The sequence below is a fragment of the Pseudomonas sp. PB101 genome (genome assembly GCF_009764265.1).
Lineage (GTDB): Bacteria > Pseudomonadota > Gammaproteobacteria > Pseudomonadales > Pseudomonadaceae > Aquipseudomonas.
Map to the genome: position 1 here is coordinate 18,739 of NZ_RWIR01000076.1, position 17,344 is coordinate 36,082.

At 60.5% G+C, this 17,344-nt stretch carries 13 protein-coding genes; 7 read left to right on the forward strand and 6 right to left on the reverse strand.

Features of this window, described 5'->3' with window-relative positions; all coding sequences use genetic code 11:
* Positions 1 to 46: 46 nt before the first annotated feature.
* Positions 47 to 1,468: an amino acid permease gene (locus EI969_RS23310; RefSeq protein ID WP_160389841.1), complete on the forward strand. Its 1,422-nt coding sequence runs from the start codon at positions 47 to 49 to the stop codon at positions 1,466 to 1,468.
* A 56-nt stretch (positions 1,469 to 1,524) separates the two neighbouring features.
* On the opposite strand, the gene EI969_RS23315 is transcribed toward EI969_RS23310, so the two are convergent.
* Positions 1,525 to 2,649, reverse strand: coding sequence for an OpgC family protein (locus EI969_RS23315; protein WP_160389842.1), 1,125 nt, complete (start codon positions 2,647 to 2,649; stop codon positions 1,525 to 1,527).
* A gap of 248 nt (positions 2,650 to 2,897) precedes the next feature.
* Between EI969_RS23315 and EI969_RS23320 the strand changes: the two genes are divergently transcribed.
* From EI969_RS23320 to EI969_RS23330, 3 genes are read left to right on the forward strand one after another with little or no spacing between them, the layout of a single operon-like run.
* Positions 2,898 to 3,272 carry a GtrA family protein gene (locus tag EI969_RS23320; RefSeq protein ID WP_160389843.1) on the forward strand — a complete coding sequence of 125 codons (375 nt, stop codon included), beginning with the start codon at positions 2,898 to 2,900 and terminating at the stop codon, positions 3,270 to 3,272.
* On the forward strand, positions 3,269 to 4,231 hold the full coding sequence (locus EI969_RS23325; RefSeq protein ID WP_160389844.1) for a glycosyltransferase family 2 protein: 963 nt from the start codon (positions 3,269 to 3,271) through the stop codon (positions 4,229 to 4,231). The genes EI969_RS23320 and EI969_RS23325 overlap by 4 nt, the downstream gene beginning before the upstream one ends.
* A gap of 29 nt (positions 4,232 to 4,260) precedes the next feature.
* Entirely contained in the window at positions 4,261 to 5,778 is a 1,518-nt protein-coding gene (locus EI969_RS23330) for a hypothetical protein (RefSeq protein WP_371926021.1), read from the forward strand.
* Between the two features lie 36 nt (positions 5,779 to 5,814).
* Here the strand turns inward: EI969_RS23330 and EI969_RS23335 are convergent, their stop codons facing one another.
* From EI969_RS23335 to EI969_RS23345, 3 genes are all read right to left on the reverse strand, one after another.
* Positions 5,815 to 7,434: an FMN-binding glutamate synthase family protein gene (locus EI969_RS23335; protein WP_160389846.1), complete on the reverse strand. Its 1,620-nt coding sequence runs from the start codon at positions 7,432 to 7,434 to the stop codon at positions 5,815 to 5,817.
* A gap of 165 nt (positions 7,435 to 7,599) precedes the next feature.
* Complete coding sequence (locus EI969_RS23340; protein WP_160389847.1) at positions 7,600 to 8,400, reverse strand: LuxR C-terminal-related transcriptional regulator; 801 nt, start codon at positions 8,398 to 8,400, stop codon at positions 7,600 to 7,602.
* Positions 8,401 to 8,595: 195 nt separating this feature from the next.
* Entirely contained in the window at positions 8,596 to 9,066 is a 471-nt protein-coding gene (locus EI969_RS23345) for a hypothetical protein (RefSeq protein ID WP_160389848.1), read from the reverse strand.
* A 181-nt stretch (positions 9,067 to 9,247) separates the two neighbouring features.
* Between EI969_RS23345 and EI969_RS23350 the strand changes: the two genes are divergently transcribed.
* Genes EI969_RS23350 through EI969_RS23360 form a run of 3 tightly spaced genes read left to right on the forward strand, consistent with a single transcriptional unit; the run spans position 9,248 to position 10,853 of the window.
* Complete coding sequence (locus EI969_RS23350; RefSeq protein ID WP_160389850.1) at positions 9,248 to 9,691, forward strand: NUDIX domain-containing protein; 444 nt, start codon at positions 9,248 to 9,250, stop codon at positions 9,689 to 9,691.
* 23 nt (positions 9,692 to 9,714) lie between these two features.
* Positions 9,715 to 10,353, forward strand: a complete 639-nt coding sequence (locus tag EI969_RS23355) for a LysE family translocator (protein WP_160389851.1) — start codon at positions 9,715 to 9,717, stop codon at positions 10,351 to 10,353.
* Between the two features lie 2 nt (positions 10,354 to 10,355).
* The gene (locus tag EI969_RS23360; RefSeq protein WP_160389852.1) at positions 10,356 to 10,853 is read left to right on the forward strand and encodes a GNAT family N-acetyltransferase; all 498 of its coding nucleotides are present in this window, start codon (positions 10,356 to 10,358) and stop codon (positions 10,851 to 10,853) included.
* Positions 10,854 to 10,973: 120 nt separating this feature from the next.
* On the opposite strand, the gene metR is transcribed toward EI969_RS23360, so the two are convergent.
* Together metR and EI969_RS23370 are read right to left on the reverse strand one after the other, a co-directional pair.
* On the reverse strand, positions 10,974 to 11,891 hold the full coding sequence (gene metR / locus EI969_RS23365; protein ID WP_160389854.1) for a transcriptional regulator MetR: 918 nt from the start codon (positions 11,889 to 11,891) through the stop codon (positions 10,974 to 10,976).
* Between the two features lie 117 nt (positions 11,892 to 12,008).
* Positions 12,009 to 17,219 (reverse strand): dermonecrotic toxin domain-containing protein, encoded by a 5,211-nt coding sequence (locus EI969_RS23370; RefSeq protein ID WP_160389855.1) that lies wholly within the window; start codon positions 17,217 to 17,219, stop codon positions 12,009 to 12,011.
* Positions 17,220 to 17,344: the final 125 nt, after the last annotated feature.

A 17,344-nucleotide genomic window follows, 5' to 3' on the forward strand; every position in this document is an offset into this window, starting at 1 on the left:
TCGCCACTTGGTGGTCATATCCAATAACAAGACGAGGTTGTCCCCCATGCCCGTAGGCAATCACCTGCCCCAGGGCGAGACCGCTCAGGGCGGTCCGCTTAAACGTGAACTCGGCGAGCGACATATTCGCCTGATGGCACTCGGTGCCTGTATCGGCGTCGGCCTGTTCCTGGGCTCGGCCAAGGCTATCGAAATGGCCGGCCCGGCCATCATGCTGTCTTACATCATCGGCGGTCTGGCGATCCTGGTGATCATGCGCGCCCTCGGCGAGATGGCCGTGCACAACCCGGTCGCCGGCTCGTTCAGCCGTTACGCCCAAGACTACCTGGGCCCGCTGGCGGGCTTCCTGACCGGCTGGAACTACTGGTTCCTGTGGCTGGTGACCTGCGTCGCGGAAATCACTGCCGTGGCGGTCTACATGGGCATCTGGTTCCCCGATGTGCCGCGCTGGATCTGGGCGCTCGCTGCGTTGATCAGCATGGGTTCGATCAACCTGATCGCGGTCAAGGCCTTCGGTGAGTTCGAGTTCTGGTTCGCCCTGATCAAGATCGTCACCATCGTGGCGATGGTGTTCGGCGGCATCGGTATCATCGCCTTCGGTTTCGGCAACGACGGCGTGGCGTTGGGGATTTCCAACCTGTGGACGCACGGCGGCTTCATGCCCAACGGCGTGCAAGGCGTGTTGATGTCGCTGCAAATGGTGATGTTCGCCTACCTCGGCGTGGAGATGATCGGCCTGACCGCCGGTGAGGCGAAGAACCCGCAAAAGACCATTCCCGACGCCATCGGCTCGGTGTTCTGGCGGATTCTGCTGTTTTACGTCGGTGCGTTGTTCGTGATCCTGTCGATCTACCCGTGGAACGAAATCGGTACCCAGGGCAGTCCGTTCGTGATGACCTTCGAGCGTCTGGGCATCAAGACCGCTGCTGGCATCATCAACTTCGTGGTGATCACCGCCGCGTTGTCGTCCTGCAACGGCGGTATTTTCAGTACCGGGCGCATGCTCTACAGCCTGGCGCAGAACGGCCAGGCGCCGGCGGGATTCGCCAAAACGTCGAGCAACGGCGTGCCGCGTCGCGCCTTGCTGCTGTCGATTGGCGCCTTGCTGCTGGGCGTGTTGCTCAACTATCTGGTGCCGGAAAAGGTGTTTGTCTGGGTGACGGCGATTGCCACCTTCGGCGCGATCTGGACCTGGGTGATGATCCTGCTGGCCCAGCTCAAGTTCCGCAAAGGCCTGAGCACCAGCGAAGCGGCCGGCCTGAAATACCGCATGTGGCTGTATCCGGTCAGTTCGTACCTGGCGCTGGCGTTCCTGGTGCTGGTGGTCGGCCTGATGGCTTACTTCCCGGACACCCGCGTGGCGCTGTATGTGGGACCTGCGTTCCTGGTGCTGCTGACGGTGTTGTTCTACGTGTTCAAGCTGCAACCGACGAATGTTTCGCAAGGTTCGGCGCGTTCGGCTTCGTAAGTTGTAATGCCTGAACGACAAAAACCCCGGTCGATTGGCCGGGGTTTTTTGCAATTTCAGGCGGGGGCGATTTGCGTTGAGCGGTTCAAACGCTTGTTGAACTCCAGCCACGCTCCCAGCAACGCCATCAACCCGGCCCCCACCAGCGCCGTGAAGATCTGCATGGCAAACGCATCGTCGGTCAAGGCATTGACCATGTCCGCCAACGGCGCCAGCAGTACGCCCAGGCAGAAAATCTCCAGCGAGAATCGGCCCATGCGGCAACTTTGCTGCGCCAGCCAGTTCTGCGTCCACGGGCCGTCGGGAATCAGTTTCGCCGTGACGTAGGCCAGTGCGAGGAAGTGCAACAGGCGCGCGGGAGACAGGTTGGTCTTGCTGATGGGGTACAAGGCGTTCTGCAGGCTCGCCGGCACCACGGCATCGTGCAGCTCCGGCCAACGCCACAGGACGGTCAACACAGCCGCGACCACGGCATACAGCGCTGCAATGACAAACAATGGCTGGCGCAGCAAGGGGCGGGTTTCGGGCAAGCGCGGGCGCTGACTGTGAATCGCCGCCGCACCGCCCAGCACGAACAGCAACTGCCAGGCGACAGGGTTGAAGTACCACACGCCGTCCTTGATGGCCGCCAGGTTCCAGCCCGCCAGTGGCACCATCAGATACAGCGCCAATGACATCGCGACCACCACCCAGGCCTTGCGCATCAGCAACGGCAGCACCAGCGGCAAGCCCGCCAACAGCACGATATACAGTGGCAACGGGTCCATCAGGTTCGGCTTGAAGCGCAACAGCAGTTCATCGATCAGGGCCTGCTGCGGGTTGCTGATGAAATGATGCATGCCCATTTCCTCCACCAGATCCCGTGTTTCCACATGGCTGTTGGCGAAAAACACAATGCCCATCAGCATCGCCAGCAAGAAGATATGCACCACGTAGAGCACCCACGCCCGGCGCAGGATTTTCACGCAGGCGATCAGAAAGCCTTCGCGCGCCAGGACTTTGCCGTACGCCAGCACGGCCGCGAAACCGGCCAGAAACACGAAAACCTCGGCCGCATCGCTGAAGCCGAAGTTGCGCAGGGTGATTTGCCCCAAAGGATTGTGAGGCACGTGATCCCAGAAAATGAAGATCAGTGCCAGACCACGAAAAAAGTCGATCCGGTGATCGCGCGTTAACGTCATGACAGCAGGCCCGTAACTGCGAGTGAAAATGGGGTTGGCCGCGCAAGCAGAAGGTCGCGCGCCCAAGCGGCGGCGCGCAGGGTGGACTGATTCGTCCTCAATTGCAAAGTCGGGGTATTTCGGAATGTCTCCTGGCTATGCCTGAGGTCATGGCCACTGGTCTGAAAAGTGCCTGGACCTGCGATTTCTGACAGCAGACAAGCTCCAATACGTATGGGGCTATCAGGTTCCAATAAAGGGCTGACGGCATGAGGCGCTTGTGGAAAGGGTTGTCCAGCTACACGGTGATCGGGGTCGCCAATACGCTTATTCATTGGCAAATTTTCTTCCTGCTGAGTGTGGCGGCCGGATTCAGCCAGGCTGTCAGTAACCTGGCAGCGTTTTGCGTTGCCGCCTCGTTTTCCTTCTACATGAACGCGCTCTACACTTTTGACAGCAAGGCATCGGTGGGTGGCTATCTGCTGTTCATGTCGGCGATGGGCGCGCTGAGCTATGGCGTCGGTCATGTCGGTGATCTGTACCGCTTGCATGGCTTGCTCACTGTGGCGCTGTTTTCGGCGTTGAGCCTGGTGTTTGGCTTCCTGTTTTCCAAGTACGTGGTGTTTCGCGAGCGTGACGCATGAAAATCTCGCTGATCGTTCCAGTGTTCAACGAAGAGCAGGCGATCGAGCTTTTCTACCAGGCTGTGCGGCGTGAGTTGAAGCTCGACGCCGAGGTGGAGATCGTGTTTGTCAACGACGGCAGCACCGACCGCACGGCCGAAAAGGCCGCCGTTCTGGCACGAGCGGACAATCAGGTCATGCTGATCAATTTTTCCCGCAACTTCGGCAAGGAACCGGCGCTGTTTGCCGGCCTGGAACATGCCACCGGCGACGCAGTGATACCGATGGATGTTGACCTGCAGGACCCGATCAGTGTGATCCCGTTGTTGATCGAACAATGGCAGAAAGGCGCGGATGTGGTACTGGCGAAACGCCGGGACCGTCATTCCGACAGCTATTTGAAGCGCCACAGTGCGGCGTTGTTCTATCACCTGTTGAATCGTATTTCCTACACCCGCATCGAAGAAAACGTCGGCGACTTCCGCCTCATGGATCGCAAGGTGGTCGATGTGATTCGCGCACTGCCCGAGCATCAGTTGTTCATGAAAGGCGTACTGTCCTGGGCCGGGTTCAATACCGTGCTTGTCGAATACGAGCGCGCCCCTCGCGTGGCGGGCAACAGCAAATTCAACGGCTGGAAACTGTGGAACCTGGCGCTGGAAGGCGTGACCTCATTCAGTACCGTGCCCTTGAGGTTATGGACTTATGTGGGGGGCGCCGTGTCGATCTTTGCCGTGCTGTACGCGGTGTACATGGTGCTGGACAAGGTTTTCTTCGGCAACAGCGTGCCCGGTTATCCATCGTTGATGACCGCGATCCTGTTCCTCGGTGGCGTGCAGTTGATCGGCATCGGCATCCTCGGTGAATACGTCGGCCGGATTTACATCGAGGCCAAGCATCGGCCCCGGTATGTCATCAAAGACATCATCAAAACGACTCACCAGTCGACAGAAAACCCCTCAATGACGAAGAGCGCCTGAACGCAATGGAGGGCGTGGCGGATGTTCGAGTGAGTCAGGGCAGGCAGTCTCTTTACCGCGCGGGGCTGATCGTGCTGGTCATGCTGGCGGTGATCGTTCGATTCCACGCCATTTCAATACCGGTCATCTGGTATGACGAGGCCTTTAGCGTGCTGCTGAGTGAGCGAGCGCCAGGACTGATCTGGTCCACAACGGCGCGGGATGTTCACCCTCCGCTCTATTACGTCATTGTTCATTATTGGATGTTGCTGTTTGGGAACAGTGTGATTTCCTTGCGCGGTCTGAGCGCGCTGGCGGATGTCGGCACGCTGGTGCTTTGTCTCAAGCTGATGAGCCTTGTCGCTACGCGCAGAGCGACCTGTTTTGCCGGACTGATGCTGGTGTTGTTGCCGATCTCGGTTCGCTACAGCCAGGAAGTGCGTATGTACAGCTTGCTCGGCTTTTGGCTGATGGCGGCCACGATTGCCCTGGTTTGCTGGAACCGGAAACCGCAAGCGAGGCGCTACGCGGTCCTCTACGTGTTGCTGATGTCAGCCGCGTTCTACACCCACTACTTCGCCGCGTTCTGTGTGCTGGTGCATTGGCTGTACTGGTCGGGTTTGGGCGCTGGCAAACCCGTGGCGCTGCCCGTTGGAAAGTGGTTCATGGCCAATGTCGCGATTGTCGTGCTGTATGTGCCGTGGTTGCCTCATCTCTTTGATCAGCTAAGGCGCATGAATGGGCTCGAGTGGGTTGCGCCCACCACGTGGGAGATGCTGCCGGGCGTTGTTTCACGTTGCATCGCGATGATTTCTGCGGACGGTAGCGGGTTGTGGTGGGCGATGGCGATCTCTGCTTCGATGATCGCGTGTTGTGTGATCGCGCTGTTGAATGATCGACAGGACCGCCGCTCAACGCTCTTGCTGATCAGCTATTTTTTTGTGCCGGCCATCACTGTGTTTTTGGTTTCCTGGATCGTGCCGGTCTTCGTCACCCGGTATCTGGTCTTCGCCGCCGTCGGTTTGCCCCTGATGGCTGCGGTGGCGCTGGATCGGTTGGCGGCGCGGCGGCCGCTTGTTGCTTACCTGTGTTTGAGTCTGTTTGTCGTGGCACAAGTGCACGGCGTGCTGAAGGTGTACGCGCAGGACGACGGATTGAATGGCACCGACGTTCGCAAGCTGGCCAGGCTGGACAGGGTGGCGCAGGGCATCAATCGTCAGGCGCAGGTGGGCGATGAGATTGTCATCGACGGTTTGTTCTGGTATCTGCCATTCAGTTACTACAACACCACAGGCATCCAGCCCAGGCTCTACATTTCCCGACTGCCAGGCGGGGAGCCGAATGGACCGTATGACTACGGTGGCTGGAGTCTTGTCCCGCAACGTCTGGACTGGATTTTTTTCAGCGACGTCTCGGCATTGAAACCCGCCGCAAAAAGAGTCTGGTGGGTGACCGGCAATCCCAGGCCGGAGGATGTGGTGACCTTCCCCAAGGACTGGAAGCAAACGCTCACTGTCCAAGGGGATGAAGTCCAGGCACGGCTGTTTATTCTGGAGGGTCGGCCCTGAAGTCATTTCAGACCTTCAGTGCCGAAACGTTGATTTCTATGCCGCCTCCATCTCATTGGGCTCGAAGCTATCCGCCCGGGCCATCTGCCACATCCGCGAGTAGAACTCGCCGTTCACTTCGCCGGTCAGCAACTCCCCCGGTTTGAGGAAAACGTGCAGCTGCGAGAACAGCTTGATCTCGGTCGCCGACATGCGTCGCACCAGATGCTTGGCGGACAACTGCGACGGATGTTCGAGGCCGGCGGCGGCGAGCATTTCCGCCAGGGCCTTGAGGGTGTTGCGGTGGAAGTTGAATACACGCTGGGCCTTGTCCGGCACCACCAGCGCGCGCTGGCGCAGGGTGTCCTGGGTGGCGACGCCGGTCGGGCATTTGTTGGTGTGGCAGCTCTGCGACTGGATGCAACCGATGGCGAACATGAAGCCACGCGCCGAGTTGGCCCAGTCGGCGCCGATGGCGAGCACGCTGGCGATGTCGAAGGCGCTGACGATCTTGCCGCTGGCGCCGAGCTTGATCTTGTCCCGCAGGTTCAGGCCGACCAGGGTGTTGTGCACGAACAGCAGGCCCTCGCGCATCGGCACGCCGATGTGGTCGGTGAACTCCACGGGCGCCGCGCCAGTGCCGCCTTCCTTGCCGTCGACGACGATGAAGTCCGGGAGGATGCCCGTCTCCAGCATGGCCTTGGCGATGCCCATGAACTCCCACGGATGGCCGAGGCAGAACTTGAAGCCCACCGGCTTGCCGCCAGACAGCTCACGCAGTTGCGCGATGAAATGCATCATTTCGATCGGCGTGGAAAACGCGCTGTGGCGCGACGGTGACACGCAGTCTTCGCCCATCAGGATGCCGCGGGTCTCGGCGATTTCCTTGGTGACCTTGTGCTTGGGCAGGATGCCGCCGTGGCCGGGCTTGGCGCCCTGGCTCATCTTGATTTCGATCATCCGCACCTGTGGCGTGCGGGCTTGCGCGGCAAAGCGTTCCGGGTCGAAGCGGCCGTCGCTGGTGCGGCAGCCGAAGTAGCCGCTGCCGAGTTCCCAGGTCAGGTCGCCGCCGTTTTCCCGGTGATAGGGGCTGATGCTGCCTTCGCCGGTGTCATGGGCGAAATTGCCCAGCTTGGCGCCCTGGTTCAGCGCGCGGATGGCGTTGGCGCTGAGGGAGCCGAAACTCATGGCCGAGATGTTGAACACCGACGCCGAATACGGCTGCGTGCACTGCGGGCCGCCGACGGTGACGCGGAAACCGCTCGGGTCGCTCAAGGGTGCCGGGCGCATGGAGTGGCCGATGAATTCGAAACCCGACTGGTACACGTCGATCAGCGTGCCGAAGGGTTTGTCGGCGCTTTCATTCTTGGCTCGGGAGTAGACCAGCGAGCGCTGGGCCCGGGAGAAGGGCAGGGCGTCGCTGTCGGATTCGAGCAGGTACTGGCGGATTTCCGGGCGGATGCCTTCGACCAGATAACGGATGTTGCCCAGGATCGGGTAGTTGCGCCGCACGGCGTGCGGGCTTTGCAGCAAGTCGAACAGGCCGATCAGGCTGAGGACAGCGGTGACGGCAGTGATTGGCCAGAGCCAGTCATATTGAAGAAACGGCAGGCTGGCGAGGGTAAAGATCACGCAGACGGCAAAGAAGGCGTAGCGGCTCAGGAGTGACAGGCTCATACGGGTTCCTTGGGTTCGGACTCAATAAATTTGGCTAAACACAAAACACTGTGGGAGCGAGCTTGCTCGCGATGGCGGCGGTTCAGTCGACATCAATGTTGAATGAAATATCGCAATCGCGAGCAAGCTCGCTCCCACATAAAAGCAAAGTGTTCCACAGGCCAATCAGGCATTTTGTGCCTGCAGAAAAATCGAAAACAGCTCGGACTGGGATTTGATCCCCAGCTTGCTGTACATGTGTTTCTTATGGACTTTCACGGTTTCGACAGAGATTTCCAGCTTACGGGCGATTTCCTTGCTGGAGCAACCGCTGAGCATCAAACGCCCGACATCCAGTTCCCGGGATGTCAACTGAGCGCCTTTGAGCTGGCGCACCGAAGCCTCCAGTCGTACCCGCCAATCGACTTGCGGTGGAGCGGGGACCAGGGCCACGACTTCGTTGATTTCATAGGGTAGACGCTGGCGCATCAGGCCGAGCACCCACGGCTGGATCAACGACAGCAAAGCAATCTGCTGGCCGCTGAAGCGCTGGGTGCTGCCCAGTGACAGGCACAGCGTACGGTCGCCGTCGAGCTGGCAATTGAACTGGATTTCGTCGGCCACCACATTCAGACGAAAGTAACGCTGGTAGTACTCCGTCAGCTCAAAGTGCTCCGGCGCCACTTCCGACAGGCGAAACAGGCCGCTGCGCGATTGTTCGCGGCAGGCGATGTAGAAGGGGTCGAGCAGGTACAGCCCGCGCAGGTAATCCTGGAACAACGGGTCGGGGCTGCCGTCCTCGCCGGGGCATTCGGCGAACACCTGCGGGCGCTGATCGGCACTGAAAAGCAGGGCCACCCAGCTGTCGAAGGGCACGTACTGATCCAGCAGTCGTACAAGCTGGGTCCAGAAATTGGGCTTGTCCAAGGCGTCGATCAGTTGCCCCACCGAACGATGCCAGGCGATGTCGTCCAACGAGAGTGCCATGCCTCTATCCCTTTCGTGTTTCCCCGCAGCGTGATGCCCGCCCGGTTGCCTGCTGCGCATACTGGCGCACAGACACCGGTCGGGCAATCTTTCTGCCGCACGGTCTATGACAAGGAATACCCATGAAGGTCGAACTTGCCCAATTGGCAGGCCGTGACAACGACACGGCTTACAGATTGGTGTGGTGTACCTGTCTCAAACGTAAGTGGCTTGTCCTGTTAGCCGCTTTTTTTCTTCGTGTTTTTGCTTGTCACGGGGAAGGGCATTGATGCAGTAGTTGACGTAATAGAAGGTGAAAAGCACGATATAGACTAGGTTCATGCGCAGTTCGAAGTTGTGTTCAGCCAAGGCATATGCCCTTAACACCCTTCGTACACGGAAACACCAGAGAATGGACAACAGAAAACATAGTATGAGCAGAACACCTATAAGGTCGAGTGCATAGTAGTGAGGTACCAAGCCGAGATATCCGATAGAACTGATGCTGATCAGGTAGAAGACAAATAAAGCCGGGCTTATCGTCTTGATGTGAGTGACCTCTTCAAGTGCCGTGAAGGTTTTGTACATCCAGACATTCAGGTAGAGCCCGCCAGTTAATATTCCCAGTAGAAAGAGAGGAAACGTTCGGGTGTTGATTTTATCTTTCAGCGTTGAAATGTCGGACATGTAGAGTGCTCCAGTGGCGGCAGGATGGGGGGGATCAATCGATGAAAATCGGCAGGACACGCTATCAAGGTCGCGAGTAGGAAATTTCCGGGGTGGTTGGCAGATAGTTCCGGATCGCCCTTGGCCCAGGTTTGAAGGCGTGGGATTCTGTGCGCCCCTCAACATGGACCTGTGGTCACCGATGTCTCCTTCTACTGATATTTCGCCCAATCATTCCGGGCTCATCCGCATCGCCGCCGCCCTGTTGATCGGCCCCGACGGTCGCACGTTGCTGGTGCGCAAGCGCGGGACCACGGCGTTCATGCAGCCGGGTGGCAAGATCGAGCCCCATGAGCTGCCGGTTCATGCCCTGGCCCGGGAGCTGGAAGAAGAGCTGGGGCTGGACATCGACCCGGAGCAGGCCGTCTACCTCGGTCACTTCTCGGCGCCGGCCGCCAACGAGCCGGGTTTTGTCGTCCACGCCGAGATTTTTTTGCTGCACATCGATGTCGACGTGATGCCAGCGGCGGAGATCGAAGAAGTGATCTGGATTGACCCGCTCACCGACGGCAGTGTCCCGTTGGCGCCATTGACACGGGACCTGATCCTGCCGTTTTATCGAGCATCGTTGACTGCTATCGCCTGATCATCCCGCAAAGGACTTCGCCCATGATCCCGCTTCAAGACCTGCTGATTTTTGCGGCTGCCGCATTGCTGATGGTGCTGACGCCGGGGCCGAACATGATCTACCTGATCTCCCGTTCGATCTGCCAGGGGCGCAAGGCCGGGGTGATTTCGTTGCTTGGGGTGGTCGCCGGTTTTCTCGTGCACCTGTTCGCTGCCGCCGCCGGTCTGACTGCGGTGTTCCTCGCGGTGCCGGTGGCCTATGAGGTGCTGAAGTGGGCCGGTGCGCTGTACCTGTTGTGGCTGGCCTGGCAGGCGGTCAAACCTGGCGCGCGCTCGCCGTTCGAGGCGCAGCAGTTGCCCCCGGATTCGTCACGCAAGCTGATCACCATGGGCTTTCTGACCAGTGCCCTGAACCCGAAAATCGCGGTGTTCTATCTGTCGGTGTTTCCGCAGTTCATCACGCCGGAGCACGGCTCGGTGTTCAGCCAGAGCATCATCCTCGGCCTGACCCAGATCAGCGTCAGTTTTTGCGTCAACCTGATGATCGCCATGTTTGCCGCGGGCATCGCCTCGTGGTTCGTCAACAATCCGACCTGGCTGGCGATGCAGCGCTATTTCATGGGCTTCGTGTTGTCGGCCCTGGCGGTGCGGCTGATGCTTGAGCAAAAACGGATGGCCTGAACATGTGGATCGAGCGACTGGATGCCAGCCATGCCCTGGACTATCGGGCACTGATGCTTGAGGCCTACGACCTGCACCCACAGGCCTTCACTTCGAGTGTGCGCGAGCGGGCGGCGATGCCGCTGGGCTGGTGGGAGTCGCGCCTGACCGGCAAGCTGGACGTGGTGCTCGGAGCATTCGAGGAAGGCCGGTTGGCCGGCATTGTCGGCCTCGCGTTCGAGCCCAGGGAAAAAGCCCGGCACAAGGTGACGCTGTTTGGCATGTACGTGACCGCCAGGGTCCGTCAGCGCGGGCTCGGCTATAAACTGGTTCAGGCCGCATTGGCCGAAGCGCAGGACCATGCGGGTGTGCGCCTGATCCAGTTGACCGTCACCGCCGGCAACGCTGCCGCGTTCAACCTCTACCAGCGCTGCGGTTTCGTCCAGTACGGCCTGGAGCCGATGGCGGTGCGGGTGGGGGAGGATTACTTCGACAAGCTGCATATGTGGCGCGAACTCTGAAACCAGCGCAATCCCCCTGTAGGAGCCGGCTTGCTGGCGATGGCGGCGGACCGTTCAACAATAGTGTCGCCTGATACACCCTCATCGCCAGCAAGCCGGCTCCTACAGGTCTGTATCGATTTAACGAACTGCGCTAACCCCATCCAGCGTCGAAAACGAGGTGTCCTTGGCCGTCAGCAAGAAATCACGCATATACGGCGCATCGAGCATGTCGGTGCGCACCGCCGCGTACAGCGTGGCGAACAAGCCTTTGTCACCCAGCCGCTTGGCTTTCACATAACCCCGCGAACTGTATTCATGCAGGGCCCAGTGGGGCATGCCGCACACGCCGCGACCGCTGGCCACCAGTTGCATCATCATCACCGTCAGTTCCGAGGTGCGGACCTGGGCCGGTTCGATGTCGGCGGGTTCGAGGAAGCGGGTGAAGATGTCCAGCCGGTCTCGCTCCACCGGGTAGGTGATCAGGGTTTCCGGGAGCAGGTCTTCAGGGACGATATAGGCCTTGCTGGCCAGGCGGTGTTGGTTGGCCACCGCGAGCATCGCTTCATAGGTGAACAGCGGTACATAGGTGATCCCGGCCAGGTCCAACGGATCGGAGGTCACCACCAGGTCCAGATCACCACGGGCCAGGGCCGGCAGAGGGGCGAAGGAGAAGCCCGAGGCCAGGTCCAGTTCGACTTCCGGCCAGGCATCGCGGAACTGGTCGATGGTCGGCATCAGCCACTGGAAGCAGCTGTGGCATTCGATGGCCATGTGCAAACGCCCGGCGGTGCCACCGGCCAGGCGACTGATGTCGCGCTCGGCGGCGCGCAACAGCGGCAAGGTGGCGTCGGCCAGTTGCAGCAGGCGCAAACCGGCGCTGGTGAAGCGCACCGGTTTGGTCTTGCGCACGAACAGTGGCATGCCCATGCGCTCCTCCAGCTCCTTGAACTGATGGGAAAGGGCCGATTGGGTCAGGTGCAGGCGGTCGGCCGCATCCACCAGGCTGTCGGCTTCGCGCAAGGCGTGCAGGGTCTTGAGGTGACGGATTTCAAGCACCGGGGGCTCCATGAGGAAAACTTGTCGACAAGTCGAAAAGGTTGAGTTTGTCTAATGTTGCTGCCGCTGTCGACCATCAGCACGGCGGAGCACGTTGCGTGCTCCGCCGTTGCTGCTTTACAGCGTGGAAAAGTGTTTGTTGCCCAGCGGTTTGCCAATGTCACCGCGCCAGATCGCCTCGACCGTACCGCCACCGGCGGCCACGTCCTTCTGCCATTGCAGGCCGAGGTTGCGTTGTGACGGCAATTTCAGATGGCCTTTGACGAAGTCGCTGAATTGCGGTTTGACCGAGGTGTAGTGAAAGTGGGCGTACCACAGGGTTTGCGCCGGTTCGCTGCGCAGGTCGCGCACCTCGTACTCCTGAAGGAAATCCCGTCGTCCGTCGGCGCGTTTGCCCAGATCGCGCAGGCTTCCTTCCTTGCGAATGTCCACCACCTGCTGTTCACGCAGATAGTCCAGATAACCTTCGGTCGGAGTCTTGCTGTTCAGGCTTTGTTCGATGCGCAGGGTGCGCCCGGTGCGCAGCATCTCCTTCGCGCGATTGCGCAGTTGTAGCGCTACGGCATCGGTGGGGGACAAGCGTTCGATGGCTCGGGCGCGCATGGTCAGCTCGGTGGCCTCGCTGCCCATCATGTGCTCGAGGTCGACCGGCAGCATGTTTTGCCGCGCGTAGCCTTCGACTTTGCGGGTGTAGGCGTTTGCCGCCTCCAGCCTTTTCCTGGCTTCTGCCAGCAATGGCCCGACATCCGTCGGCAGTTCCGGCTGCACGGAACCCGTTGGCTCGCTGAGGTGATATTTGCCATTGGAGCGTGGCAGCCAGGTTTCCGTGTGGCCACCGACCCCTTCGACGGTGAAGCGCTTTTGCCGGGTGACGGCGTCGGTGCTGGCGATACCGATCAGCAACTGGTTGTCTTCGGTCTCGAACAATTGCTGTCCGGGCCGGCCTTCCTTGGGCACCACCGAAGGGCGCGTCTTGATGGCTTGGCGTGCAAAGTCTTCAACCTTGTCCAGGTTGTCCAGGAACACCGTGACGTGCTCCAGGTCCAGGTGCTGTGGATAGCCGAGTGTCCAGGCGCCCAACTGGCGACGGAACTCGGCATAAGTGGTCAGGCAGTCTTCGAGAACTTTGTTGCGCTGACTGACGCTTGCGCTCACGTGGGGTAGCTGGTGTTGGGTCAGCAACGCGCGCCCGAGCTTGTTGCGGGCCGTTTTCAACTGCAAGTGGAAGTACGTCCAGGACAGGTCGGTCACCGCGTCATAGTGGGTGATGATTTCGAGGGTGTGCGCGGTTTTCAGATAGAAGTGATTGGCGTCGCTGAATTTCTCATTCACGATCGCCATGTCGTGTGCCATCTTCGATTTTTGCGCCCGGTTAGTGATCCGGCGGTTCCAGCGATTGGCTTCCTCTACTGTCACATAGACTTGATCGAAGTCATTGAGAAAGTCTTTGCGGGCCTCCTTGCGTTGTGCCATGAGCTGCAAATGGGCGACGGTATCGGTGCCCGGCGTAGTGTCCGAGCGGTTGACCAATTGTTCGATACGGTCGAGGTGCTCCAGCAGCCGTTCCTTGAGCAGACCGATCCGTCGCACCGAGCGGTCGACGATGACCCAGGCGCAACGGCTTTGAATGTCTTCGATTTGTGCACGTTTGCGGCCATGGCTGTACAGCATCAGCTCATCGAGATTCAGGTAGTGAGCCTGGGCGATGTCGATATCGGCCGCGCAGGCAGCATCGGTACGGGCGCGAAAGGCCGGGCGCTGATCGAGTTTGAGGCCAAAGTAGTGCTCCAGCGTGATGTTGCTGCTGCGGGTGAGCGTATCGAGTTGTCGGGTGTAGGCGTCGGCGGTATGGGTCAGGGTCAATTGCCGGCGCAGGGCCCGATCCGTCCACCAGCGCGGCAGCCAGCGGCGAATGGCGGCGGGCCAGAGCGGGTCGAGCCCTTCGGCCAGGTGCCCGAGCACGGCTCCGCCGCCCACGCCGCCGCCTTCGATCACGGTGCCGTACACCCGATAGTGAGTGTTCCACTGGCCGGCCTCATCGAGGGCGATCGGTTGTTTGTAGGTCCGCGTAGACGTGCCGCTCAAGCGCCAGCGCGGTGGATTGTCCGCCAGTTCGATGCGGTAGATACGGCCCTGGCTGAGCATGAAGTTGCCGTCGGCGTGTCGATAGACGTTGCGATAAATGCCTTCGGTGCCCGGTTGCAGGCCCGCGAGGGAAATCGGCTTTTCATATTCATAACCCTTGAAGCGTTCCAGGGACAGTCGGGCGTGGCGTGGCGTCGATACCTGCAAGGCCCGCGGGCTTTTGCCCAGTGCCCGCCACTGACGATTGCGCGTGGCGGCGCGGGCGACAGCAGGGGTAGCCGTGGTGCCGGGGAGAATGTCCATGGCGGCGTCGATCAGCGACAACAGCACCGCTTCCACCTCGGCCAGGCCATGGCCGACATCACCGCGCAGAAAGGCCGCCACCGCCAGGTTGGCGCTGTTCCAGGCGTCGTACAGGGCGATGGCCGTACCGATGAAGGGCAACATGCCCACGGCCATTTTCAGGTAGTTGAACATGGCGCCGGACTTCAAGGCGACCTGTTCCAGGTACAACGCATCATTGGAGCGCGAAGTTGCCCGATGGGCTTCCAGCAAACGGCCCATGTGCGCATTCAGCAAATGCGCTGCCAGGGAGGTGCTGGCTGGCCAGGGCGTACCGACGCCGATCAAGCCGTCGAAATTTTTCACCCGGGCCTGGTTGATCCGGCTGACGTGATGGGCGAAATCCCCCTTCAAGGCACGGCCGGCCAGGCAGTTGACCATCGGGTTGCGCAGGCAGTCGTTGAACAGGCGCATCCGTGCCTGCTCGAGGCTGTCGAACTGGCGCAGAAAAACGCCGTCGGGGCTGTCGGGCAGATACAGCAGGGTCAGGCCGCTGATGTGCTCGACGATAAAGGTGACGCCGGACAACGTGCTCGGTCCCTGGGCGTGGGTGTCCTTGCCGCCCACCGTCAGGTGTGCCGGCAACAATTCGATGCGCTTGCCGTCGCTGGCAAAGGCTTCACGGCTGGTGGCGTCGATGGCGATTTCCAGCACGCGCTGGCCGTTGGCATCGATGTCCTTTGCCAGCACGGCGAATTCGCCTTGCAGGCGAAGCATCAGGCGCCAGGGTTCGCTCAGGCATTCGTGCCGATATTCATGACTGAACGCCGAGGCCGTCGAGGGGCCGAGGAAGGTCTCGCGGATCAGCGTTTCATACTTCCCGGCCAGATCCAGCTCGGTGACCAGCTTGCGCAGCCAGGACGCATTTATGGTGCTTTTCAGTTTCTGCTGTTGTGCGGCGTCGGCACCGCTGACCTCAACCTTCATGAACGACAGTCGCCACCACATTTCCTGATCGATGTTGCTCAGCGTCAGCTCACCGAGGGGCAGTTTGCTGCGCTGTTCGCTGGCGATCAGCATGTTTTGTTGAGGGGTGCCGGGTGCGGCGCCTTCCATCACGACTTTGCGCCAGATGGTTGAATCCGGAACGTCGAGCAGCACCTCCACTTGCTGGCTGAGGTTGAAGTCTTGGCGCAGCCGGGCGTCGATAGCCTTGATGGCGAAGGCTTCCCGGGGCGGCAGCTCGCGTTCGAACCACTGGTGAGAGCGTCGCATCGCGGCGATACAGGACTTGAACAGCGTCTTGAGGCGCTCACGCTGCACGCTGGACAGTTCGCGATGCCATGATGGCAATTGAGCGGCCAGCGCACTGCTGCGGGTTTGTTTGACGATGTGTGCGTACACCAAATCCCGGGCGGCCGAATGGGGCACGGTCATGCGGGCGAGGGTCTGTTCGCGCAGTTTTTCCAGTTCGGCCGCACGTTCGCTGGCACGCGACGGCACAGGATTGGCCGCGATGATCCGGGCCGCCTGTTGTTCACAGCTGTGAAGCTGGGTCTGCAAGGCGTATTCAAACGGCGGGCCATTGAGCGGCAAGACGTGCAGTGCCAGGGCAGGGTCATTGGCCGGGCGTTTGAACAGTGACTGTTCCAGCTGCTGCCTGGAGGCAAAGCGTTGCAGTCCACCGAAGCGTCCGGGCCAGTAGAGCAACAGGCTGTCGGTCGAATGCGCCAGCAACGCCGAAGGTTTGGCAAACAGCAGAACGCCGTCCAGTTCTTCGGTTTGCGTGCGGGGTGTATCGCCTTCGGTGTCCGTTGCCGACAGTTCCAGTCGCGCGACCACCAGGTCGGCTGCCCGGGGCTGATCGGGGGCATCCAGCACGCTGATGAGCCACTGGTGTTCTTCACTGTTGATCTGATTCAGGCTCAATTGCAATTCGGCTTCGGCGCGCAAGCCGTCCTGGCGTACCTGGTGCAGGGCGGTGTAATGCGGGCCTGGCTGGTGGCGCAGCTCCAGCCATTTGAGTGCATCGGCTATGTCCAGCAGCGCCGTCGCGGCAGTGTTGCTGGCCTGCTCAGCAGCGCTGAGGGCGTCGAGTTGCTGGTGCAGGCGTTGTAGGCGGGGATCGTCGGCGGCACCGGTAAAATCATCACCGAGCAACGCCTCCAGTGCCGCCCGTTGTTGTGCCAGTGCACGGTGACGCACACCCAAAGGGATATCGGGGCTTAGCTGGCCGAACAGGGCTGCGCTGTCATTTACCTCCACCAGCGGCAGCTCGGGGGGCGCGGCCAGTGCAGCAGCATTGCCGGGCCGGTCGACGGGGGCCACGGACAAGCGGGATAACAGGCTTTCTGCGCTGGTGTGCAGCACCGTCTTGTCGAGGACGGTGTACTCGAACTTGGCCGGGGCCGCAGACAGCTGGGGCTGATCGATCAACCAGCGTTCCAGTTCATTGCGGGATTTGAATGTCATCCAGGCGGATGAATGCGAAGGCAGATACAACAGTTGAGCGACCGGCTGATCGGTATCCTGGGTGATGACCAGCGCCCCTGACAGCAGGTTTGAGAGATCTTTGTCATTCTTGAGAATCAGCTGTTCGACATAAACAGGGTGTTGTTCGTCCGGGGGCGCCTGTTCCGGGTCGATGATGGTCAGTAACGTTCCGATCTGCCTGGCATCGAGAATTCCCTGGGCGAAGGCCCATTGGCTCGACGTCTCGAAATGCTGGCGGTACAGGCGGATGGCTTGTGCCCGGCGCGAACGATCGGTGCCCAGCGCGCGTGCGCTCCACCAATCGCTATCGAGAGAGGCTTGCGGGCTCTGCGCCATCAGGGTGAGCCACTGTTCGCGGCATTCTTCCCAGCGCGCCGAGGCGCTCAGGCTCAGGCCTTGATCCGGGTTCACGGGCAAAGGGAAGGTGAGGCCGAAATCGGCCGCAAGGGGGGTGGTTTCGTCAACCATGACGATGAGTCTCCAGAGAGCCGGGCTGGGCCGGCGGTACGGGCATTAGGCCGCGGTCGACTGGAGGTCGGGTGGTACATAGTTATTGTGAGGGCGGGATGACCGCTCGGCACTCTTCATCAAAC